This is a genomic window from Pseudactinotalea sp. Z1748, assembly GCF_049725185.1.
GTDB lineage: Bacteria > Actinomycetota > Actinomycetes > Actinomycetales > Beutenbergiaceae > CALKWS01.
Window position 1 is genome coordinate 91,685 of record NZ_JBMPQB010000003.1, and the last position, 19,740, is coordinate 111,424.

Annotated in this window: 18 protein-coding genes and 1 riboswitch; of the genes, 10 read left to right on the forward strand and 8 right to left on the reverse strand. The window is 65.4% G+C overall.

What is annotated here, in order from left to right:
• Nucleotides 1–33: 33 nt before the first annotated feature.
• A complete protein-coding gene (locus ACO0LU_RS07740) occupies nucleotides 34–1,590 on the reverse strand; it encodes an MFS transporter (protein ID WP_424790814.1) in 1,557 nt (518 codons plus the stop codon).
• Nucleotides 1,591–1,763: 173 nt separating this feature from the next.
• On the opposite strand from ACO0LU_RS07740, the gene ACO0LU_RS07745 reads away from it, so the two are divergent.
• The 6 genes from ACO0LU_RS07745 to ACO0LU_RS07770 all read left to right on the forward strand — a co-directional run bounded on the left by ACO0LU_RS07745 (nucleotide 1,764) and on the right by ACO0LU_RS07770 (nucleotide 7,777).
• Nucleotides 1,764–2,408, forward strand: a complete 645-nt coding sequence (locus ACO0LU_RS07745; protein ID WP_424789183.1) for a TetR/AcrR family transcriptional regulator — start codon at nucleotides 1,764–1,766, stop codon at nucleotides 2,406–2,408.
• Nucleotides 2,405–3,589, forward strand: coding sequence for an FAD-dependent oxidoreductase (locus ACO0LU_RS07750; protein WP_424789182.1), 1,185 nt, complete (start codon nucleotides 2,405–2,407; stop codon nucleotides 3,587–3,589). Before ACO0LU_RS07745 ends, ACO0LU_RS07750 begins: the two co-directional genes overlap by 4 nt.
• Nucleotides 3,590–3,621: 32 nt before the next feature.
• Nucleotides 3,622–3,984 carry a hypothetical protein gene (locus tag ACO0LU_RS07755; protein ID WP_424789181.1) on the forward strand — a complete coding sequence of 121 codons (363 nt, stop codon included), beginning with the start codon at nucleotides 3,622–3,624 and terminating at the stop codon, nucleotides 3,982–3,984.
• A 25-nt stretch (nucleotides 3,985–4,009) separates the two neighbouring features.
• Nucleotides 4,010–5,698, forward strand: coding sequence for an acetolactate synthase large subunit (locus tag ACO0LU_RS07760; protein ID WP_424790815.1), 1,689 nt, complete (start codon nucleotides 4,010–4,012; stop codon nucleotides 5,696–5,698).
• Nucleotides 5,699–5,930: 232 nt separating this feature from the next.
• Nucleotides 5,931–6,650, forward strand: coding sequence for a response regulator (locus ACO0LU_RS07765; RefSeq protein ID WP_424789179.1), 720 nt, complete (start codon nucleotides 5,931–5,933; stop codon nucleotides 6,648–6,650).
• The gene (locus ACO0LU_RS07770) at nucleotides 6,647–7,777 is read left to right on the forward strand and encodes an ATP-binding protein (RefSeq protein ID WP_424789178.1); all 1,131 of its coding nucleotides are present in this window, start codon (nucleotides 6,647–6,649) and stop codon (nucleotides 7,775–7,777) included. The genes ACO0LU_RS07765 and ACO0LU_RS07770 overlap by 4 nt, the downstream gene beginning before the upstream one ends.
• Before the next feature lie 111 nt (nucleotides 7,778–7,888).
• Here ACO0LU_RS07770 and ACO0LU_RS07775 read toward each other — a convergent pair whose 3' ends face one another.
• Nucleotides 7,889–8,722, reverse strand: a complete 834-nt coding sequence (locus tag ACO0LU_RS07775) for a C40 family peptidase (RefSeq protein WP_424790816.1) — start codon at nucleotides 8,720–8,722, stop codon at nucleotides 7,889–7,891.
• Nucleotides 8,723–8,871: riboswitch (cyclic di-AMP (ydaO/yuaA leader) on the reverse strand. It lies immediately after the preceding gene.
• A 232-nt stretch (nucleotides 8,872–9,103) separates the two neighbouring features.
• Here ACO0LU_RS07775 and ACO0LU_RS07780 point away from each other — a divergent pair.
• The 3 genes from ACO0LU_RS07780 to ACO0LU_RS07790 all read left to right on the forward strand — a co-directional run bounded on the left by ACO0LU_RS07780 (nucleotide 9,104) and on the right by ACO0LU_RS07790 (nucleotide 11,514).
• Complete coding sequence (locus tag ACO0LU_RS07780; protein WP_424790817.1) at nucleotides 9,104–9,505, forward strand: four-helix bundle copper-binding protein; 402 nt, start codon at nucleotides 9,104–9,106, stop codon at nucleotides 9,503–9,505.
• Between the two features lie 221 nt (nucleotides 9,506–9,726).
• On the forward strand, nucleotides 9,727–10,302 hold the full coding sequence (locus ACO0LU_RS07785) for a CueP family metal-binding protein (protein ID WP_424789175.1): 576 nt from the start codon (nucleotides 9,727–9,729) through the stop codon (nucleotides 10,300–10,302).
• 138 nt (nucleotides 10,303–10,440) lie between these two features.
• Nucleotides 10,441–11,514 carry a heparan-alpha-glucosaminide N-acetyltransferase domain-containing protein gene (locus ACO0LU_RS07790; RefSeq protein WP_424790818.1) on the forward strand — a complete coding sequence of 358 codons (1,074 nt, stop codon included), beginning with the start codon at nucleotides 10,441–10,443 and terminating at the stop codon, nucleotides 11,512–11,514.
• A gap of 75 nt (nucleotides 11,515–11,589) precedes the next feature.
• Here ACO0LU_RS07790 and ccsB read toward each other — a convergent pair whose 3' ends face one another.
• From ccsB to ACO0LU_RS07815, 5 genes are all read right to left on the reverse strand, one after another.
• The gene (gene ccsB, locus ACO0LU_RS07795; RefSeq protein WP_424790819.1) at nucleotides 11,590–12,687 is read right to left on the reverse strand and encodes a c-type cytochrome biogenesis protein CcsB; all 1,098 of its coding nucleotides are present in this window, start codon (nucleotides 12,685–12,687) and stop codon (nucleotides 11,590–11,592) included.
• A complete protein-coding gene (resB, locus tag ACO0LU_RS07800; protein ID WP_424789196.1) occupies nucleotides 12,684–14,195 on the reverse strand; it encodes a cytochrome c biogenesis protein ResB in 1,512 nt (503 codons plus the stop codon). Before resB ends, ccsB begins: the two co-directional genes overlap by 4 nt.
• A gap of 266 nt (nucleotides 14,196–14,461) precedes the next feature.
• Nucleotides 14,462–15,244, reverse strand: coding sequence for a cytochrome c biogenesis CcdA family protein (locus tag ACO0LU_RS07805; RefSeq protein ID WP_424789172.1), 783 nt, complete (start codon nucleotides 15,242–15,244; stop codon nucleotides 14,462–14,464).
• Complete coding sequence (locus ACO0LU_RS07810) at nucleotides 15,244–15,795, reverse strand: TlpA family protein disulfide reductase (protein WP_424789171.1); 552 nt, start codon at nucleotides 15,793–15,795, stop codon at nucleotides 15,244–15,246. Before ACO0LU_RS07810 ends, ACO0LU_RS07805 begins: the two co-directional genes overlap by 1 nt.
• A gap of 264 nt (nucleotides 15,796–16,059) precedes the next feature.
• Nucleotides 16,060–16,689, reverse strand: coding sequence for a DUF305 domain-containing protein (locus ACO0LU_RS07815; protein ID WP_424789170.1), 630 nt, complete (start codon nucleotides 16,687–16,689; stop codon nucleotides 16,060–16,062).
• Between the two features lie 796 nt (nucleotides 16,690–17,485).
• On the opposite strand from ACO0LU_RS07815, the gene ACO0LU_RS07820 reads away from it, so the two are divergent.
• Nucleotides 17,486–17,827: a hypothetical protein gene (locus tag ACO0LU_RS07820; protein ID WP_424789169.1), complete on the forward strand. Its 342-nt coding sequence runs from the start codon at nucleotides 17,486–17,488 to the stop codon at nucleotides 17,825–17,827.
• Nucleotides 17,828–18,013: 186 nt separating this feature from the next.
• Here the strand turns inward: ACO0LU_RS07820 and ACO0LU_RS07825 are convergent, their stop codons facing one another.
• Nucleotides 18,014–19,471, reverse strand: a complete 1,458-nt coding sequence (locus tag ACO0LU_RS07825; protein WP_424789168.1) for an NlpC/P60 family protein — start codon at nucleotides 19,469–19,471, stop codon at nucleotides 18,014–18,016.
• Nucleotides 19,472–19,740 lie beyond the last annotated feature (269 nt).

Here is a 19,740-nt window from a genome sequence, read left to right on the forward strand (position 1 = left end):
GTCGTTCGAGATTATACCTATAGGGGGTATGGGTCAACTGGTGCTGACCTCCTCGGCCTGCTGTGCCTCTCCCGTGGGGCGGACGTGGCGCAGGCGGGTGGCCGCGATGGTTGCCGCCACGGCGGCGATGACGGCGGAGACGATCGCGGCGGTGTTCAGTCCGCCGGTGAAGGCTTCCTGCGCGGCTGCGATGAGCTGCTCGCCCAGCGAGCCGGGCAACTCAGTTGCGGTGGCCATGGCCCCGTCGACGCTGTCCGATGCCACCGCGGCAGCATCGGCGGGCAGGCCATCGGGCAGAAGCCCGCCGATCTGACCCCGGTAAGCGGCGATACCAACGCTACCGATCACCGCGACACCGAGTGAGATGCCCAGATCATTCGCCGTGGTCGCAAGCCCGGAAGCGCCACCGGCCTTCTCCGGCGGCACGGAACTGACCACCAGGTCCGTGGTGAGCGCCATCGAGGGGGCCACGCCGGGGTAGGTGATCACGAAACTCGCGATCACCAGCGCCAGCCCGGTGCTGGCGTCGAGTTGGGTGAATAGGATGTAACCGACCACCTGGGTCAACAGGCCAATCGCGATCACATTGCCGGGCCGGAACTTGCGAGCGAAGACCGGCGAGAGCGTGGCGACCACGATCAGCACCGCCGCCGCCGGCAGAATCGAGAGCCCTGCCTGCAGGGGTGAGAGTTCCTGGACCTGCTGGAGGTACTGGGTGAACAGTGAGTACACCCCACCCAGCGCCGCCGCGGACAGCAAGAACACCGCCAGCGCTCCGCTCACGGTGGGGTTGGCGAACAGCCGCACATCCAGCAGGGACTTCTCGGCCCGCAGCTGACGGATGACGAACCACAACCCGACCAGGGCACCTGCGACCAACAGGGCGACCGAAGGGCCGGCAGGCTCCTGGGCGGCGAAGCGCTTGATGCCGTAGATGATCGCCAGCAGACCGCCGACCAGCAGCAGGGCGCTGAACAGATCGATCCGTGCTGTGGGGTCCTTGTGCTCGGGCAGCAGCAGCGGAGCACCGATGACCACCAGCGCCATGATCGGCACCGCCACCAAGAACGTGGCCTGCCAGCCGAAGCCCTCCAATAGCAGGCCGGAAAGCAGCGGGCCAAGCGCCACACCGGCGGAGATGCCGCCGGCCCACACTCCGATGGCGACGCCGCGCTGCTTCGCATCGGCGAACAGCACGAAGATCAACCCCAGGGTGGCTGGGATCATCATGGCGGCGGCCAGGCCTAATAGCGCACGCCAGGCGATCATCAGTTCCGGACTGGTCGTGAGCGCGGCCGCGATCGAGGTGCCCGCGAAGAGGATCGCGCCGATCACCATCAATCGACGCTTACCGATCCGGTCTCCGAGCACGCCCATGGCGACCAGGAACCCGGCCATGGCGAACCCGTAGATGTCCAGAATCCACAGCAGTTGCGTGCTCGTTGGATTCAAATCGGCGGCCATGTTCGGCGCTGCCAGGAACAGGATCGTCAGCATCATGAACAGCAGCGTCGAGGGTGTGACCAGCACGGCCAGCCCCCACCACTGCTTCGCTCCCGCCGTGGGAGCCGGTGCTTCGGTCTGGTTCATGATCGCTCAACTCCTGCGCGTGTCGTGATTGTCGTTCTCATGGCTCTCGTGCTCCTTCCTTGCCTGTCTCGAGCGACCTGTCGGCTCACCCACACGCAAACTCATACATGCGCGTACGACTTGTAACGGGTAGACTATCTCATACATTCCTGTCTGAGATAAAAGGTGGAGCAATGGTGACGAAGAAGACCACCACGAATCGTGAGCGCCCGCCGACCGGTGCCGGCAGGCGTGGCGCGGCGAACCAGCGGGCTGATGCCCTGCGCAACCGAGCCAAGATCCTGGCCGGTACCGTCACCGCGATTCGGAAGAACCCCGATGCTTCGGTCGCTGATATCGCCGCCGAGGCCGGCGTGGGCCGTCAGACCCTCTACGGGCACTTCCAGAACCGTGCCGAACTGATTGAGGCCGCCCTGGTGGAGAGTCTCGAACGCGCCGAGGACGTGCTCAGCGAGGTGCCGCTCGACGGGGATGCCCGCGAGGCGTTTCAGCGGCTGGTGACCTCCAGCTGGGTGTTCGTCGACCAATCCCGCGCGTTGCTGGCCACGGCCCAGAAGGAGTTGTCCGCGGCCCGTATCCGTGAACTGCACGAGAAGTCCGAGGCCCGTATGCGCGGCCTACTGCTGCGCGGCCAGGACGAGGGTGCCTTCCGCGCCGACCTGCCCGTGTCGTGGCTGCTGACCACCACCCACGTCGTGCTCAATGGTGCCGCCGAGGAAGTACGCACCGGAAGACTCAGCCCCGACGACGCCCCCTGGTTCATTGGCGCGATCCTGCTGCCCGCCTTCACCAACGCCCAGCCGCAGGAACCGCGATGAGGCCGCAAACTATTGGCATCATCGGAGCGGGCGCGGCAGGAGCCGCTGCCGCAAAGTCCCTGCAAGCCGCCGTACCTGAAGCGCAGATTGACTTGCTCACCCGCACCGGGGAGCAACCGTTCAACCGCACCCTGGTCAACAAGGGGGTGGCCATCGGTCTGCTCACACCCGAGCAGAGCGCACTGCCGAAGACCGGCGCAACTCTGGTGGCCGACACCGTGCGTGGTATCGACCCGCGCACCCGCCAGGTCGACCTCTCCTCCGGCGACAGCCGCACCTACGACGGTCTCATCGTCACCACCGGCAGTAGGCCGCGCACCCTGGGCGAGAATGTCCTTGGGCGCGACGAGGCCATGGCCACCGGCAGGCTCACCACCCTGCATTCGCTCGCCGATGCCGCCGGTGTCCGCGACCAGATCGCCGCGCTCCACAGTTCGGCCCGTGTCCTGATCCTCGGCGGTGGACTGCTCGCGGCAGAGACCGCCTCACTGCTGAGCACCGCCGGGCACGAAGTCGCACTGATTAGCCGCTCAACTCTGCCTGGCTCCTCAACCTTCGGTGAGCACATCGCCGGTGAACTCCTGGAACTGCATCGCGCTCGGGGCGCTACCTACCTGGGCGCCACCATCCAAGCCGTGCGCACCCACCCCGACCACATCACCATCGTTCTCGACAGTGGCGAGCGGGTCGAAGGCGATCTGGCGATCATCGCCCACGGCACCCTCCCGACAGCCCCCTCACCCTGGAACAGACCAGAAGGAATACCGGTCGACGACCAGCTCCGCCTGCGCGAAGCACCAGGGCAGCGTATCTACGCCGCCGGCGGCGTCGCCCTCCACGAGCACCCCAGCCTCGGCACCTACCGGATTGACCACTGGGACGATGCCGCAGCCCAAGGCACCCACGCCGCACGCACCCTGCTGCACGACCACGGCCTCGGTGACGCCCCCGGTGTCTATCGGCCGTTCTCGACGTTTACCTCCAGCATTTACGGACACATCCTCGCCGGAGCCGGCCACACTGGCCTTGGCACCACAACACGACTGGCTTCCACCGACCCGGTGCTAGTCATCCACGAACACGAGGGCGCCCCGGTCGCGGCCACAGGACTCGACGCCGTCGCGCTCGTCCGCGAGTGGGCACCCCGCCTGCACCAGCCACCCGAACCCACAACCCCGTAGTGCCCGCCTGAGTCAGACACGAGCGCAGACCTATGCCTCAACAGTCCACCACCCGAACCGTCACCACGATCATCGCGGTCCTGTTAGCAGCGCTGCTCACCGCCAGCTGCTCCACCGGCGCCGCCTCGGCCACCACCGACATCGCCGAGAGCTGGCTTGCCGAGTATGAGCTCAACGGGCTCGACGGGCGAGAGATCACCGAGCACCTCGATGCGATCCGCCTCGAGGGTCTGATCGCCTCGGTCGAACCCGATTCGCTCGTGCCCTTCGACGGCGAGGGGAACGAATCCTCGATCCCGCTGCCCGAGGACGAGTTCTACCTCTCCCTCGCCCCGTATCTGCAGCAGGCCCATGACTGCCACTTCCACAGCCTCACCACCCTGCAACTCACCTGACGAAGCCAAGGAGGACAGCCGCATCATGCCCAACACACACACCGCATCAGACCTGCTGGTCAAAGCTCTCGAGAACGAAGGCGTCGAGCGCATCTTCGGAATACCGGGCGAAGAGAACCTCGACCTCCTCGAAGCGATCCGCCGCTCTGGTATCGAACTGATACTGACCCGCCACGAGCAGGCAGCCGCCTTCATGGCCGCCACCCACGGACGCCTGACCGGCCGTCCCGGGGTGTGCCTGACCACCCTCGGCCCAGGAGCGCTCAACCTCTCCACCGGCGCGGCATACGCGCTGCTCGGTGCGATGCCTATGGTCATGATCACCGGGCAAAAGAGCATCCTCACCGCCGCGCAGGCACGGTTCCAGATCGTCGACACGATCGCCGCGATGACACCCGTGACCAAGATGACCAAGCAGATAATCTCGCCTCCCACCATCCCCACCGTGATCCGAGAGGCCTTCCGAGTCGCACAGGCCGAACGACCCGGCCCGGTCCACCTCGAACTTCCCGAGGATATCGCCGCCGCCACCGCACCTCAGGTCGATCTCATCCCGCCCACCCCTGCGACTCTTCCCGTCGCCAGCCTCGACGTGATCGCCGCAGCCGCGGACGTGATCTCGGGCGCCAGGCGCCCCTTGATCATGCTCGGTGCTGCCGCCGCCAGGCCACGATGCACCCACGCCCTGTCGGAGTTCGTTGCGCGCATGCGGATCCCGTTCTTCACCACGCAGATGGGTAAGGGCACCGTCTCCGGGTGCACCGACCTCTACCTGGGCACCGCGGCCCTGACCGAGGGCGACTACCTGCACGAGGCCATCGACCAGGCCGACGTGATCATCACCATCGGCCACGACACCGTCGAAAAACCCCCGTTCACCATGCACTCCCGCGGGCAGACCATCGTTCATCTCGACTACCAGCCCGCCACCATCGAAGAGGTCTATGTCCCGCAGGTCGAGGTCATCGGCGACCTCCACCACACCCTGCACGCCCTCACAGACCGGCTGGATGGCAAGGTGCCCCACGCCCAAGCGCTGCTCCCGCTGCGTGAAGGCATCCTCGCGAACGTCGCCGACCGGGCGACCGAAGATCGGCTGACCCCGCAGCGCATCGTGCACGAGGTCCGTCAGGTCATGCCGGATGACGGCATCGTCGCCCTGGATAACGGGATGTACAAAATCTGGTTCGCCAGGAACTACCGCACCATCACAGCGAACACGCTTCTGCTCGACAACGCACTAGCCGCAATGGGAGCCGGACTGCCGTCTGCGATCATGGCCTCGCTCCTGCACCCGGGCCGTCGCGTGATGGCCGTCTGCGGCGATGGCGGGTTCATGATGAACAGTCAAGAACTCGAAACCGCCGTGCGGCTCGGCCTCAACCTCGTCGTCGTGATCCTCGAAGACCACGCCTACGGCATGATCCGCTGGAAGCAAGCCGTCGACGGGTTCACCGACTACGGAATGACGTTCGACAACCCAGACTTCGTCGCCTATGCACAGGCCTACAGCGCGACCGGCACCCACGTCACCGACGCTGCACAACTCGGCCCCGCCCTGGAGCACGCATTCACACAGGGCGGAGTGCAACTCCTCGCCGTGCCCGTGGACTACTCCGAGAACACCAGGGTCCTCATCGACGAACTACAGCACGAAACCGCAACCCATCAAGACACGGCCGATAGGCCTGTCCATCACACGACACGATCGTGAACCCGCACTGATCTCCTGAACCTGGCAGGACGGACCTGATCCTGGCCGCGGTCGCCGTGTCCCCTTCCGTTTGTGGCGGAGGCCTGGCAGATCTACATCCTCATCTTCCTGCTCCAGTTGGCATCGGCGACGTTCACTCCAGCCTTCCAGGCCGTCATCGCCTCGGTGCTGCCCGAGGATGGTGGGGACACTCACGCTTTTAGTGACGGTCTACTTGGTTCACTATGGAGTCATGACTTCACTTGCTCATTCGGAAGTGAACCTGCCCCGGGTTCTGGTCGTCGATGACGAAGCCCCCTTGGCGCGATTGGTTGCGAACTATCTGGAGCGCGATGGCTTCGAGGTCCAGACCTGCGGGGACGGTGATGACGCGGTACAGCGTGCGCAGCAGTGGCGCCCTGGGGTGATGCTGCTGGACCTTGGTCTGCCTGGCCTCGATGGCATCGAGGTGTGCCGGAGGGTGCGGGTGTTTTCTGATTGCTACATCATCATGCTCACCGCTCGCGTGGAGGAGGTAGACAAACTTATCGGCCTGTCGGTGGGCGCCGATGATTATGTGACCAAGCCGTTCAGCGCGCGTGAACTCGTGGCACGGGTGCGGGCGATGCTGCGTCGTCCGCGGCAGAACTCACCGGGCCACCATGGCGCAGTGGCGTCGTTCGGGCCATTGACCGTTGACGCTCTGGGGCGGGAAGTGTTCCTCGACGGAAAGAGTGTCCAATTGACGCGCACTGAGTTCGACGTCCTGGCGGCGCTGGCGGGGCGCCCGGACATGGTCTTTTCCCGGCGCCAACTCATCGAGACGGTGTGGGGGCCCAATTGGGTGGGCGATGACAACCTTGTCGATGTTCACATCGGGCATCTGCGGCGCAAACTCGGCGACAAGGCATCCGCGCCGAGGTTCGTCCGCACTGTGCGGGGGGTCGGCTACCGAATGGGAACGGGATCATGACCAAGCGGCCGCGAAAACAGTGGGGGCTGGGTGCTCGGCTCCTGGCAGCGATCGTCGCGGTCCTCTTGGTGGCCGCCGGGACAGCATGGGCTGTGGCCTCGGTGATCGGGCCAATGCTCTTCCACGATCACATGCTCATGGCCGAGCCCGCTGACTCCGAGGTCGTGGCGCACGCAAGGCAAGCCTTCACCACGGCATGGACCCTGTCTCTGTCCCTGGCGCTCCTCGTCGCTCTCCTGACGTCAGTGCTGGTCAGCATTTTCCTTACTCGACGCATCACCATGGCGTTAGAACGCCTCCGCCAAGCAGCAGCGAAGGTCGCCAGCGGTGACTACAACGCCCATGTGCCAGCGGTCCGCATGGGTGCGCAGTTCGATGACCTCGCCGGCGCGTTCAACACCATGGCCACCGACCTTGGTGGGATCGAACAGACCCGCACTCGCATGTTGGGCGACCTGGCTCATGAATTGCGCACCCCGGTGGCGACGCTGGATGGCTACCTCGAAGGGATTGTGGACGGTGTCGTGCCGGCTGATGAACCGACCATAGTCATGCTGCGTGAGCAGGTGGCACGACTTGCCCGTCTGGCCCAGGACATGGCCCTGGTGACTGCCGCTAGCGAGGGACGCTTAGAAATGCGATGGCAGCTGGTGCGGGTCGGTGACCTGCTCGAAGACGCCGCAGCACAGGCAAGCGTGAAGTGCACTAGCAAGGACATTGACCTGGCGATCGTGGCCACAAGGTCAGAACGCCAGGCGGTCATCACCGCCGACCCTGACCGGCTCGGGCAGGTCTTGACAAATTTGCTGGACAACGCCGTGCGGCACACCCCCAAGGGAGGTCAGGTCCAGTTGGGCGCCGACCGGATTGGATCGCGCCTGCGTTTGTGGGTGCAGGACAATGGCAGCGGAATAGCCGCCGAGCATCTGCCCCACCTGTTCGAGCGCTTCTACCGTGCCGATGCTGCTCGTGACCGCGCGCACGGAGGGTCGGGGATCGGCCTTGCCATCAGCCACTCCATCGCCCAGGCCCATGCGGGCAGTGTGAGAGCGGACAGCGCGGGGCTTGGCCACGGCGCGGTGTTCACTATCGAACTGCCGTTAAGTCGTCAGCATTCACAGGCTTGATATCAACTCCAATGGGCACCTCAAGGGATGCGTCCTCGTCGGCACCCACAGCACGAGCATCGGCCCGCCCCTGGGGCAGGGCGGGCCGATGCAGAGTGCTGAGATCTGCGCTCAGAGCACGCGGATGAACGTGGGGTTGTTATGGAAGATGGGTCCCTCGTACAGCGCGGTGCCGGGGTTTCGGGCGGCGATGTTGTTGCCATTGCCGGTGTAGATGCCCACGTGACCGGGCCACGCCACCAGATCACCCGGCTGGGCTTCGGCTGCCGAGACAATGCGTCCGGCACCCGCCTGGGCACCGGATGTCCGAGGCAGACTTACCCCGAATTGGGCGAAGACATAGGCGGTGAAGCCCGAGCAATCAAAACCCGCCGGGGTAGAGCCGCCCCACACATACGGGGTGCCTACATAGCGTCGGGCGACGTCCACGACCGCAGAACCGGAAGAGGTGCTTGCGACCTGCTCGCTGGACCCGCCCGAGCCTTCCCCGGCCTGCTCCTCGGCCTGCTGCTCCGGCTGTTGAGCCGGCTGCTCGGTGCGCTGCCCGGTGCGGGAGGCCGGGGCGGCGTCCTGGGTGGGGCGCTGCGGCGCGGTGATGACCGGCTCTGGCGGCGGGGGAGGGGGCGGGGCTTCGGAGGAGACCTCGGCGGCGGCGAAGTCCCAGGCGATGTCTGCATCGACCGAGACGGTCGGTGAGGTGGTCACCTTGTCGAGGTCGGCGTCGAGCACCACGTTGGCCAGGGAGCCAACGCCGGAACTCGAACTCGACACCTGGGGGAGGGCTACAGCGCTGGAGGCGCCCATGGTGAGCGCCAAGCCGGAGGAGGCAAAGACGGCCAGCGCCCGTCTGCCGGTGGTCCCAGTGACTGCGTGACCAAGAACGGTCAGTGGGGTGGAGGGGCGGCAGGCCGCACGGTGTCGGGCGCCGGTTGTTGGTTCAGTCAATTCGATTCTCCAAGTCGCCTACGAGGTCAGCTGTCGGGTTCGGGTTGGAGATTCACCCGGTCTCACCTGGCTTCCCAGGCGGGACTTCACCCCTAGGTGCTCGCGCACCGACGGTTGGGTCCCCCGCCCCTGCCCGGCGTTTAATCGATGACCACGGTGCGGTGGCAGGGTTCGGCGTCCGCTTGTGGGCTTCCCGCACGGCGCGGGGAGCAAGAGTGACAGTACCTACCGCAAACCCTCAGATCACGGTTTGATCACGGGATTACCGGAATACTTCATCAAACCTTCATCGTCACACCCCGCCTCGCCGGCTGCATGCCTGCCGCTGCTGTCGTAACGTCGAGAGCCAATGCTGTGATGGTTATCGAAACGGGAGCGACAATGAGAACCGCAGAGATGATGGATACCCACCCTGCCCAGATCACTCTGGACCGGGATCTACTGGCCCGAACGATCGATGCCCTCGTGGCCTGTTCCCAGGCGTGTACCGCCTGCGCAGACGCTTGTCTGAGCGAGGAAATGGTTGCCGAGTTGCGCACGTGCATACGTACCAACCTGGACTGCGCCGACATCTGCGATGCCACGGCCCGCATGCTGTCCCGACAAACCGGTCATGACGCTAACCTCATCCGTGCTCAGTTGCAGGCCTGCGCCCAGGCTTGTCAGTCCTGCGGCGATGAGTGCGCCCGTCACGCACAGGCCCATGACCATTGCCGCATCTGCGCAGAGGCGTGCCGAGCCTGCGAGGAAGCCTGCAACGAACTCCTCGCCACCATCAGTTGACAGGGCTACTTGCGCCCGCGCCGGCCCAGAACGGCCTGCTGGGGCGATTCAAATAGGCGCCGCAGGAAGGCTCCGCCTGGGTCCGGGACGAAAGACCTAAACTCTCGGCAGCAGCAGTTGCCTACGATGACCCAGTTGATCGGCAAGAATCCTTGGTAAGTATGACCTGCTGCCGTGCTGGTCAGAAGATGCGCCGGGACTGATAGGACAGGTGGAAGAACGTGAAAAGAATTGCGGCGATCGTCGGGGCGCTGGTGCTGATCCTCGCCGGCTGCTCCTCGGCGGATCCGGCCTCCGAGCCAACCACCGAGGGTGATGAAGCCGAGTTCCTCGCCACCCATGACCTGGCCGGCATGGAGGTCGCGGAGATGATCGACCACCTCGATCGACTCGGTGGGCCCGAACGCCCCACCGACTACATGGCCTCCATCCGAGCCGATGAACTGATGTTCTCCGATGGGCAGCAAGAACTTACCCTGCCCATGCCCGAGGACCGTTTCTACCTCTCCGTAGCCCCCTACGTGAACCAGACTCACGAGTGCTTCTACCACAGCCTGACCACATGCCAGGGTGAGCTGACCGACGAGGACCTCCAGGTGCGGATCCTCGACGATGCAACAGGCGAGGTGCTCATCGATGAAGAGGTGACGACCTATGCGAACGGCTTCGCCGGCTTCTGGTTGCCGCGCGATGTCCAGGGCACCATTGAGGTTCACTATGACGGCCTGACCGGGTCAGCCGACTTCTCCACCACCGACGAGGGCGCGACCTGCCTCACCACCCTCCAACTGACGTAGGAACGCCCGGGCCGGCCGCGGAGGGGCTCAGAGGGCCTCGCACCTAGTCGGCCCAGGGTCCCTTCACCGGGTCGACATGACACTTGGATGGGCGCGGTCACAACCTGTGCCAGGGCGGAGCAGCAGGATGGCGCATCGGTGAGCGCGGCGCACACGGCAGGCGCCTCCCCGGATGCCAGCGCACCCCATGGCCGGGTCACCGGGCTGGACGCGGCACGGGCGCTGGCCATCGTGGGCATGGTCGCGGTCAACATCGGTCCGCTGTATGACGACGGCATTGCTGGGCTCGTCATGCGGTTGCCGCACGGGCGGGCCTCATTGTTGTTCGTGCTGCTGGCCGGGATCGGGTACTCGTTGCTGACCCGGCGAGCCCGTGACGGTGGCGCGCTGCCGTGGGGGCAGGTGTTGTGGCGGACGGTTCTGCTGAGCCTGATCGGGTTGAGTACTCAGTTAGCGGGTCATGGCTCTGATGTCATCCTGACCACCTATGCGGTGCTCTTCCTCGTGGGACTGGTGGTGGTGCGGGCACCGTCCGGGCTGCTGCTGACCGCCTCGATCGTGGCAGTTGCCGCTGGGCCACTGGTGTGGCTGGGTGTCCAACTGCGAACCGGTGAGGTCTTCGACCGCGAGCCTGCCACGATACTGGACGCGCCGGGGCAGATCGTGGCCTCGACACTGCTGACCGGGCCCTACCCGGTGATCACCTGGCTCGCGCCGTTCCTATTCGGGATGTGGCTAGGCCGGTTGCGGCTGCACGACCGGTGGGTCCAGATACGGCTGACTGTGGCGGCAGTGGTGCTGACCTTGATTGCCGAACTCGGCTCCCGGGTGCTGGAAGTGTTCCTGGGGCGGCCCGGTAGAGAGCCGGCTGTGGACTGGTTCCTCTCGGCGGCGGCGCATTCGCAGATGCCGTTGTGGCTGATCCGGGGCAGCGCCTCGGCCGTGGCGGTGCTGGCCCTGACACTATTGGTGCTGCCTTACCTGGGCCGCTTTGGTTGGCCGCTGGTGGCCACGGGGCAGTTGGCGCTGACGGTGTATGTGGTCCACTTGTTCGCCATCGCGCAGGTGGTGCGTCCCGGGCCGCAGACCGCCCAGGACGGTCTGGCCATCACCGCGGTGATGGCACTGGTGCTGGTAGGAGCGGCGGTGGCCTGGCGGCACTTCTTCTCCCGCGGCCCACTGGAGGCAGCGTTGCGGCTGTGGCGCCGGTGACGAACTGGCCCCTCGTCACTGACCCGCCATGTCACCGCCATTGGCCCCTACCCGACGAACGCAGTTGTTGCCCGCTCAGACCCCGGCGTAGGAGTGCAGGGAGTTGATGAAAATGTTCACGCCGTAGTAGTTGAACATCAGTGCCGCGAACCCGGCCAGGGAGAAGTAGGCGAAGGCCTTCTTGCTCCAGCCGGTGGTCAGCCGCACGTGGCAGTATGCGGCATAGATGATCCACACCATCAGCGAGACGACCTCCTTGGGGTCCCAGCCCCACGCCCGGCCCCAGGCGTACTCGGCCCAGATCGATCCGGTGATGAGCACGAAGGTCCAGCCCACTAGGCCCACGGCGTTCAGCCGGTAGGACAATCGCTCCAGGGTCTCCTCTGCGGGGAAGGCGTCCAACAGCCGGGACCAGAACGTGGGCCGGGCCGGCAACGTCTGTGGCTCCTGTCCGCCCAGGTCCATCGATGCGACTTCACCCTCGGTGGGCTGTGCCTCCTGCGCCACCAGCGTGGCACCCCGGGTGCCGTCGGCGCCTGCGCTAGCACTGCCCGTGCGAGCACCGTGCGCACCGCTACGGCCCTCGACACCGCGGCCGCCTAACGGCTGCCGCCTTGATCCGCCGGACTGGGCATGCTCGGCTTCCCGCCGTCGTTCGTCACCTCCACGCACCAGTTGCAGCACTGACAGTGCTGCGCCCACGCAGAACAACGCGGTCGCCAGCGAGGCAACCGATACGTGGATCACCAGCCAGTAGGACTGCAGTGCCGGCTGCACCCCGTCGGCGACGGTGTACAGCAGCGTGATAGCAATGAGCAGCGCGACCACGTTGATCAGCAAGACCAGCGTCCCCAGGTAACGGACATCCTTGTGCCGGTTGACCACCATGAACACCACCATGGTGAACATCGTCGACATCAGGGTGAACTCATACATGTCCGCCCACGGCACCCGCTCGGCGGCGATCGCGCGCAGCACCACTGCCCCGACGTGAAAGATCAGCCCGAGCCAACTGGTGCTCATCGCGATGCCCACCGCCTTGCGGGCCCGGCCCGGGTCTGCCCCCTTGCCGAACCCGGACAGGTCCACCGCGAAGCCCACCATCGCCACCACGTAGGCGCTGATGGTGCCGTAAATCAACAACGTGCTAATCGTGCCCAGTTGCTCGTTCATTTTTTCTCCCTTGCGCCCGGACCGGGCAATACACTCAGGACCCGATCAAGTTCACCGCGCAGACCTGAGTCGTCATTGCGCGCCAATGCTGCGGCATGCACCACTGTCGTGCCCCGCTCCCCGGGCACCAGACGCACCCAGATCCGCCGCCGGGGCAGAAACAGCGCGGCGATCAACCCGCCGAAAGCCAGCGTGGCGAAGATCCCCTGCCAAAGCGGGGCCGGGTCATAACGCAGGTCCAACGCCACGAACCGGGGCAGGTCGTTGAAGGTCAACGTACCCTGCCCGTCGGGCAGGTCCACGCTCTGGCCCGGGCGCAGCTCCAGTTGCACCGGACCTTCGGTGCCGTCCTGCCCGGTAGTGGTGACCTGCTCCAGACCATCGGTGTCCAGCACGAACATATTGCGCGGCACGCCCTCGTCCAGGCCCAAGTCCCCGGTGTACATCTGCAGCAGCATCACCGGGTCCATCGGTAGCGGGTGGATCGAGGACACATAGGCACCCTCCGCATCCTGCGCTGCGGTGGGCAGCAGCGAGCCATTGAACGCCAACTGCAACTCCCCGTCATTCGCAGAGGGCACCATCACCACCCCGGTGGAGCCATACCCCGGGTCATCATCGGCCGGAATGAACGGCACCGGCCCGTCGTGGGCGACCTGCCCGCTGGCATCGATGATGGTCAGGTCCGGGGCGAACCCGTTGCCCATCAGATACACCCGCGACCCGCCCACGCTCAGGGGGTGGTTCACCCGGATCGTCGGCTCGCTGGTGGTACCGTCGGTCTCGAACAAGGTGACGTAGGCGGTGAAGTCCCGGGCCTGGGCATCGACGGTAAACTCCGGCACGAACTCATCAAGACGGATCCGGTAAGGGTCCACCGCATCGACGTCGAACAACGCCCCGGCCTCGAAGAAATCATAGTCCAGCGCAGAGTTGACGAAGGTGGATCCCTCGGTGATCATCGCCTGCCCCCGGTAATGCACCAGTTCCCCCCAGGCCGTGACCACCAGCAGCCCCACCAACGCTAGATGGAAGATGATATTGCCGGTCTCCTTGCCGTACCCGCGCTCAGCGGAGATAGTATGCACCGCGCCTTGCCTGGGCTTGTTCTCGGTGCCCAATCTGGTCCGGTAGCGCCGTCCCATGCCTTCATGCAGGCGCGCACGCACCTGTTCAGGAGTTGCGTGCACCAAGCGCTGGGAGCGCACCGGAAACCGGGAGAACCGAGCCGGCACCTTGGTCGGTTCGGCCCGCAACGCCCTGGCATGGGCAATGCTTCGCGGCACGATGCACCCGATCAGGGAAGTGAACAACAGCAGATAGACCGCGGAGAACCACGGCGAGGAGAACACATCGAACATGTACGCCCGGTCCAGCCAGGACGCCAGGGTCGGATTGTCCGCATAGAACTGGTTCACCAGGTTGGGGTCGACCCGCCGCTGGGGAAAGAACGCCCCGGGCATGGCCACCACCGTCAACAGCAACAGCAGCAGCAACGCCACCCGCATGCTGGTCAACTGGCGCCACATCCAACGCGCCCAGCCACGTACCCCTAATCCCTTGGAACGACCCGACGACGACGCAACTCGCCCGCCCGCACTTGCCGTGGCAGACCGCTGATGGGCAGCCAGGTCGGTCCTGGTTGCCCCGGACGTCTGCGCGGTCTTAACGGCATCGCCGGCACTGCCCGCCGACGGGGCGGGGCCGTGCGGTGCTGGGAGGCCGGAGTCGTCTTGCTCCGAGCCGCGCAGGCCCTCTGGGATGTAGCCGGGCATCAGATGATCGTCTCGAAGTTGGCGATGTAGCCCTGCATCCACTGCGTCAACGCCCCCCACAACCCAGTGACCAGAGCCAGGCCGATGAGCACCAGCATGATTCCCCCGGTGCGCATGATCACCACACGGTGACGACGCATGAATCCCATCATCTTCTCCGAGGACTTCATCCCCAAGCCCACCATCACGAACGGCACTCCCAGACCCAGGCAGTAGGCGATCACCAGCACGAGTGCCCGGCCGGGGTCAGCGGCGTCGTGGGCCAGGGCCAGCACTGCAGCCAGGGTGGGACCCATACACGGGGTCCAGCCCAACCCGAAGACCACGCCCAGTACCGGAGCGCCCAACACCCCAGCCCTGGGGCTGACCGGCAGACGCAACTGCCGTTGCAGGAACCCAACCTTGCCGATGAACGCCAAACCCAACACCACTACCAGCACCCCCAGCAGCCGGGTGATCAGGTCCTGCCAGCGCACCAGCCACAACCCGGCGGTGCTCAGCGCCATCGTCAGGGCGACGAACACCGCGGTGAACCCGAGAATGAACAGGCCCACCCCGAACAGCAGCCGCATCTTGGAACCGCGCCCGGCCTCACCCTGACCCGGCGTATCGGCCCCGCTCATCCCAGAGACGTAACCCACGTAACCAGGTACTAACGGCAGCACGCAGGGGGAGGCAAAGGAGACCAGTCCGGCCAGCAGCGCCACCGGCAACGCGGCCAGCACCGGACCGCTATAGATGGTCTGGGCGAAATCAGCGCCCAACTGCTCCAGCCAGCCCATTACTCCTCCAGCGTCTCTGCGATCAGCGTGGACAAGACGCTGCGCTCGGCCAACCCCAGTATCCGGGCGGCCACCCGGCCCTCGCGGTCCAGCACCACCGTGGTAGGCATCGCCCGCAACGGCACCACCCCCTGCATGGCGGCCACCCCAGCAGACTCACTGTCATGCAGCGATGGGTAAGGGATGGCGAAACGCCGCTCGAAAGCCTGAGCGGTACCCGGTGCGTCGATGTGATTCACTCCCAGGAACCGCACGCCGTCGGGCTCGTACTGCTCGGACAACTCAGCCAGGTCGGGGGCTTCCTTGCGGCACGGGGGGCAATTGGCGTACCAGAAGTTCACCACCACCACCTGACCACGCAGGTCCGCCAGGTCGATGTCCTCGGAGTCATAGGACACCCCGGACAAGTCCACCGCTGCACCGCGGTCCGCAGCCGCCCACGTCTCCACGCTGCCATCCCCGGCGACATATCCGGCACCCGCGACATCGGATGCGGCGTCGCCGCTCCCGCCATCGGCGCTCGTGCATCCAGCCACCAACGCCAGAACCATCACGACACTCAGGACCCATCCCCTCGGCGTTAGTACGCGAGCACGGCCAACTCTCTTACCGGCGGCGTACGCTCGCGGTTTGCGTGCCTTGCTCGCGACCGTCTGTCCAATGGGCTCGATCATGAACTCACATCACTCCGACCGCCGGCGGGGACCCTCGGGTGGTATATGCCCTTTCTAGCCGGGATGGCCTGCTGCCTTCCGGAGAGCGGGATCAGAGACCAGCGGAGGAGCCGGAGCAACTTATCCGCCGAAGCCAAGGCGTCAGAGTCCTTCAAGAAGTTCTTCCATCTGGGTTATCTCATCTTGCTGGTCAATGATGATCGTTTTTGCGAGTTCCAGCGCTTCGCGGTTTTGTCCCGCGTACACATGGGTCTCGGCCATCTCGACCGCACCACGATGGTGAGCGATCATGAGTTCCAAAAAGCGCCGGTCGAAGCCAGCACCCGAGAGCGACTCCAACTCGGACATGGCCTCCTGCTGGTTCATACCCTCCATCTCCATGCCCTCATGAGCCATAACGTCGTGCGCCGGCGGGGAGACCTCTTCGTCCCAAAACTCCAGCCACGAAGTCATCTGTCGAATCTCAGGACCCTGAGCCGCAGAGATGCCCTCAGCCAAACTACGCACCTGCTGGCTGTCGGCCCGCTCCACGGCCAGGTCAGCCATCTCGATGGCACCCTCATGGTGGATGATCATCATCTGAGCGAACATCGTGTCGTCGTCGTTATGCCAACCGTGGTCATCGATTCCCGGTGGGCTGTCAGTCGTCTCGACGGCGGTAACGCTGGCTGGCTCGCTCGACGGGGTAACCCCGCTATCGCCGCACGCGGCCAGAGTTATGGCAAGCGAAATCCCACCCACAACTGTGGTGAGTCGGGTGGTGGGTGGCACGGCTCTCCAAGATCTAGTGAATTTCGTTCGACCCGGGCCGGCGGGCATGAGCACCGCAGCAACCTCCCAGCCGCAGGGTCGTCCCCTTGAGGGGTTTCGTCCAGGCTAACCACGCCGCACGCGGGGACAGGCCGCCACGATCGGAGACCGGCGAATCTTCATCGAGTCTTCATCGACCACATCATCCCCGCGCCGAGGGTTGGCCATCGACTGGCTGAACACGGTTTCCCCATGCCTGGCTGCAACTCTGACAAGTTGGACCTCACCCCGTCGCGATCGGTACCCATGCGGGTGCTCCACCACGAGCCCGGCAATGCACGTACTGCTGGCTGAGCAGGGGACCATTGGACGACAACCGGCACCAGTAGGCCACCCGCTCGTGACCTCGACGTCTCCACTCGTCCCGCACACATGATGACCATGAGAAATCAGGACATCGCACGCCAGCCCTTAGGCCAACCGAGCGGTGGCCAGTTCGCCGAGTTGCCCCGCGTCACCTCAGATGTGGCCCTGCAACTTGCGCCTTAAGCCACCGTCGTCGGCAGATGACTCGATTCGGACATCGCAGCGCACATGTCACAAGAGTCCCCGTTTGACCGCTCACCGGGGCAAGCCGCCCGCAAGCCCCTGGCCGTGGTGCACTCGGCTACCCACTGGGTGCCACGCACCTGCGTCGCCGGCGTGGCTGGCCTCCGACGCCCGCGCCTGGCACGACCCATACCGGGGAGCATTCGGCTTCGTCGGTGAGGACTCCCACTGGGCGGGCAGTGAACTGACCCGCGCCCACCCCTCCGAAATGCCGTACGACTTGCCCGAGCCGATGGCCCGTCGCGGACCCGGATGGCGCAAAGGCTGCATCCAGCGCTGGAACCGCGGACTCGACGCCGATGAACTTGCACACCTGGACGAAATCGGACTGGCAGGAGACCTGCAGACGGCGGCAACCTTCGCCGGCAACAACGCTACCGAGTGCGCCCGGTGGGTGCCGGCCGGTAAAGACGAGCCCGACTTCGGGGCCTACCTGGACCGCAACCTCGGCCCCGCCGGCATCGCCGACTGCGTGCGGGCCGGTGTGGACCTGGAGCAGGTGCGTACCGCCTATGACAGAAGTGTCGAACTTGGACAGTCCCGCACATAGCCGCCCGCATGTGGCACGTGCCGGTCCGGTCCGCACACCTGGCCGGCCAGCATGCAGGCCGAACTGCCCAGGGCTTTGTCAACCGACTCCGACGCCGTGCGGCTGGTCTTCGGCACCGATGTCCTGCGACTTAACACAAGTCATCGAACTCGACCGTTATCGAACTCGAGTTGAACTTGTGCCCGGTCAGGGGCGGCCGGCCATCGGCAGCACGTTGGTCCACCATGCCGTTACGTGTTCTACCGTTGAACCTGGCCGGGGAGACTGCACCCGCATGCCGTTCCCGGCGTAGATTGCCACGTGGTAGATGCCACTGGCCTGCCCGTTGTTGGAGTAGAAGATCAGATCGCCGGGTCGCCTCTGGTCCAAAGGCACTTTGTTGACGGCGTCGTACTGTTCCCTGGAGGTACGCGGCAGGTTGACCCCGGCGTTCTGGTATGCCCGCATAGTCAGGCCGGAGCAGTCATATCCGTTCGGGCCGGCACCACCCCACTGGTAGGGCGTACCAAGTTGGCCCATGGCCCAGTTCAGCGCGGCCTGGCCGGTGCTGGCAGCGGACCCGCCGGTGCCGCCATTGCTGCCACCGCTGTTACCCGAGTCCTCGCTGCCAGAGTCACCGTTACCGGAGCCGCCATCGTCCGAAGGAGGGGTGGTCGGGCTCGGACTCGGACTTGGGCTCGGGCTCGGACTCGGGCTTGGACTTGGGCTCGGACTTGGTGAAGGGGTGGAGTCCCCGGGGCCATCGGAACTGTCGTCTTCGGACTCAGCACGTCCCGAGTCCGCGGAGTCGTCGGAAGCAGCAGAGCCCTCATCAGCAGAGTCGACACCACCGGAGTCCTCACCAGTTGCGTCTGCGGAGACATCCGATTCCGATGCCGCCGGCTGCACGTTCAGCGCTGCGGCTGCCGCGGCATTCTCCCGCTCCCGCCGCTGCTGCTCCAGCCCATCCTGACGTTGCTCCTCGAGTTCGTAGGAGGTCTGGCGCAACTGCGCCAACTCCCCGATCAGCACGCCGCGTTGGGCCTGGGTGTCCTGTTGGGTCTGTTCGGCGTGTGCGACTGCCTGCTCGGCCTCGTCGTGGGCGATCTCGAGTTCGGCCGCCACCTCGGCCTGCTCGGCAAGCGCTTCCTCGGCGCGCAGGTGCATCAGCGCGGCAATGATCTCAGCGGCGTCCAACCGCTGGAACGCATCGTCTGCACCGCCCCCAAGCCGATCGAAGGCGGAGGCCCGGTAGAGCACATCGCTGACTCCGCTGGAGGAGACCAACATCTCCAGGTGGCCCAGCCCACCGTTGTCGCGATAGGCGGCCATGGCCAGGCGGGCCACGTCCTGGCTGGCCACCAGCAACTCGGCATCCGCGCGCTCGGCGTCGGCGGCGGCAGTTTGCGCAGCGGCCTCGGCGTCCTGCAGGTCGACCACGGCCTGGTTGTACTGGTCGGTGGCGATCGCCGCGTCCTGCTGCGCGGTCTCCACGTCAGCCGCGTTGGCGGCCAGTTGTACCTCAAGCTGTGCTACCTGCCCGGCAGTACCCTCGACCTGCCGCCAGGACTGGTCGATCTCATCTTCGCTGGGGATCTGCGGACTAGCAGCCGCTGAGCCGACACCGAGCCCGACGCCCAACAGAAGCGCAGAAACGAATGCCACACCACGACGTGCGGGCCGCGCTGAACCCATACCGCTCCATCCCGAGAGAAACTGCGCCTAGTGCTTCGGCGTGTCGTGTTGACCTGTCACATGCACACCGTAGGGCACACCAATAGCTTTGTGAACATCTACACCGATATTCACATTTATCACATCTAGCACACGTCCCTCGTCGGCCTCATTGGACTGGAGCGCCGGTTTCAGTGGGATCCGGTCCCAAGCGGGTGGGCGCAGTTCAGCGGGTTTTGCAACTGAACCGTACTGGGTTC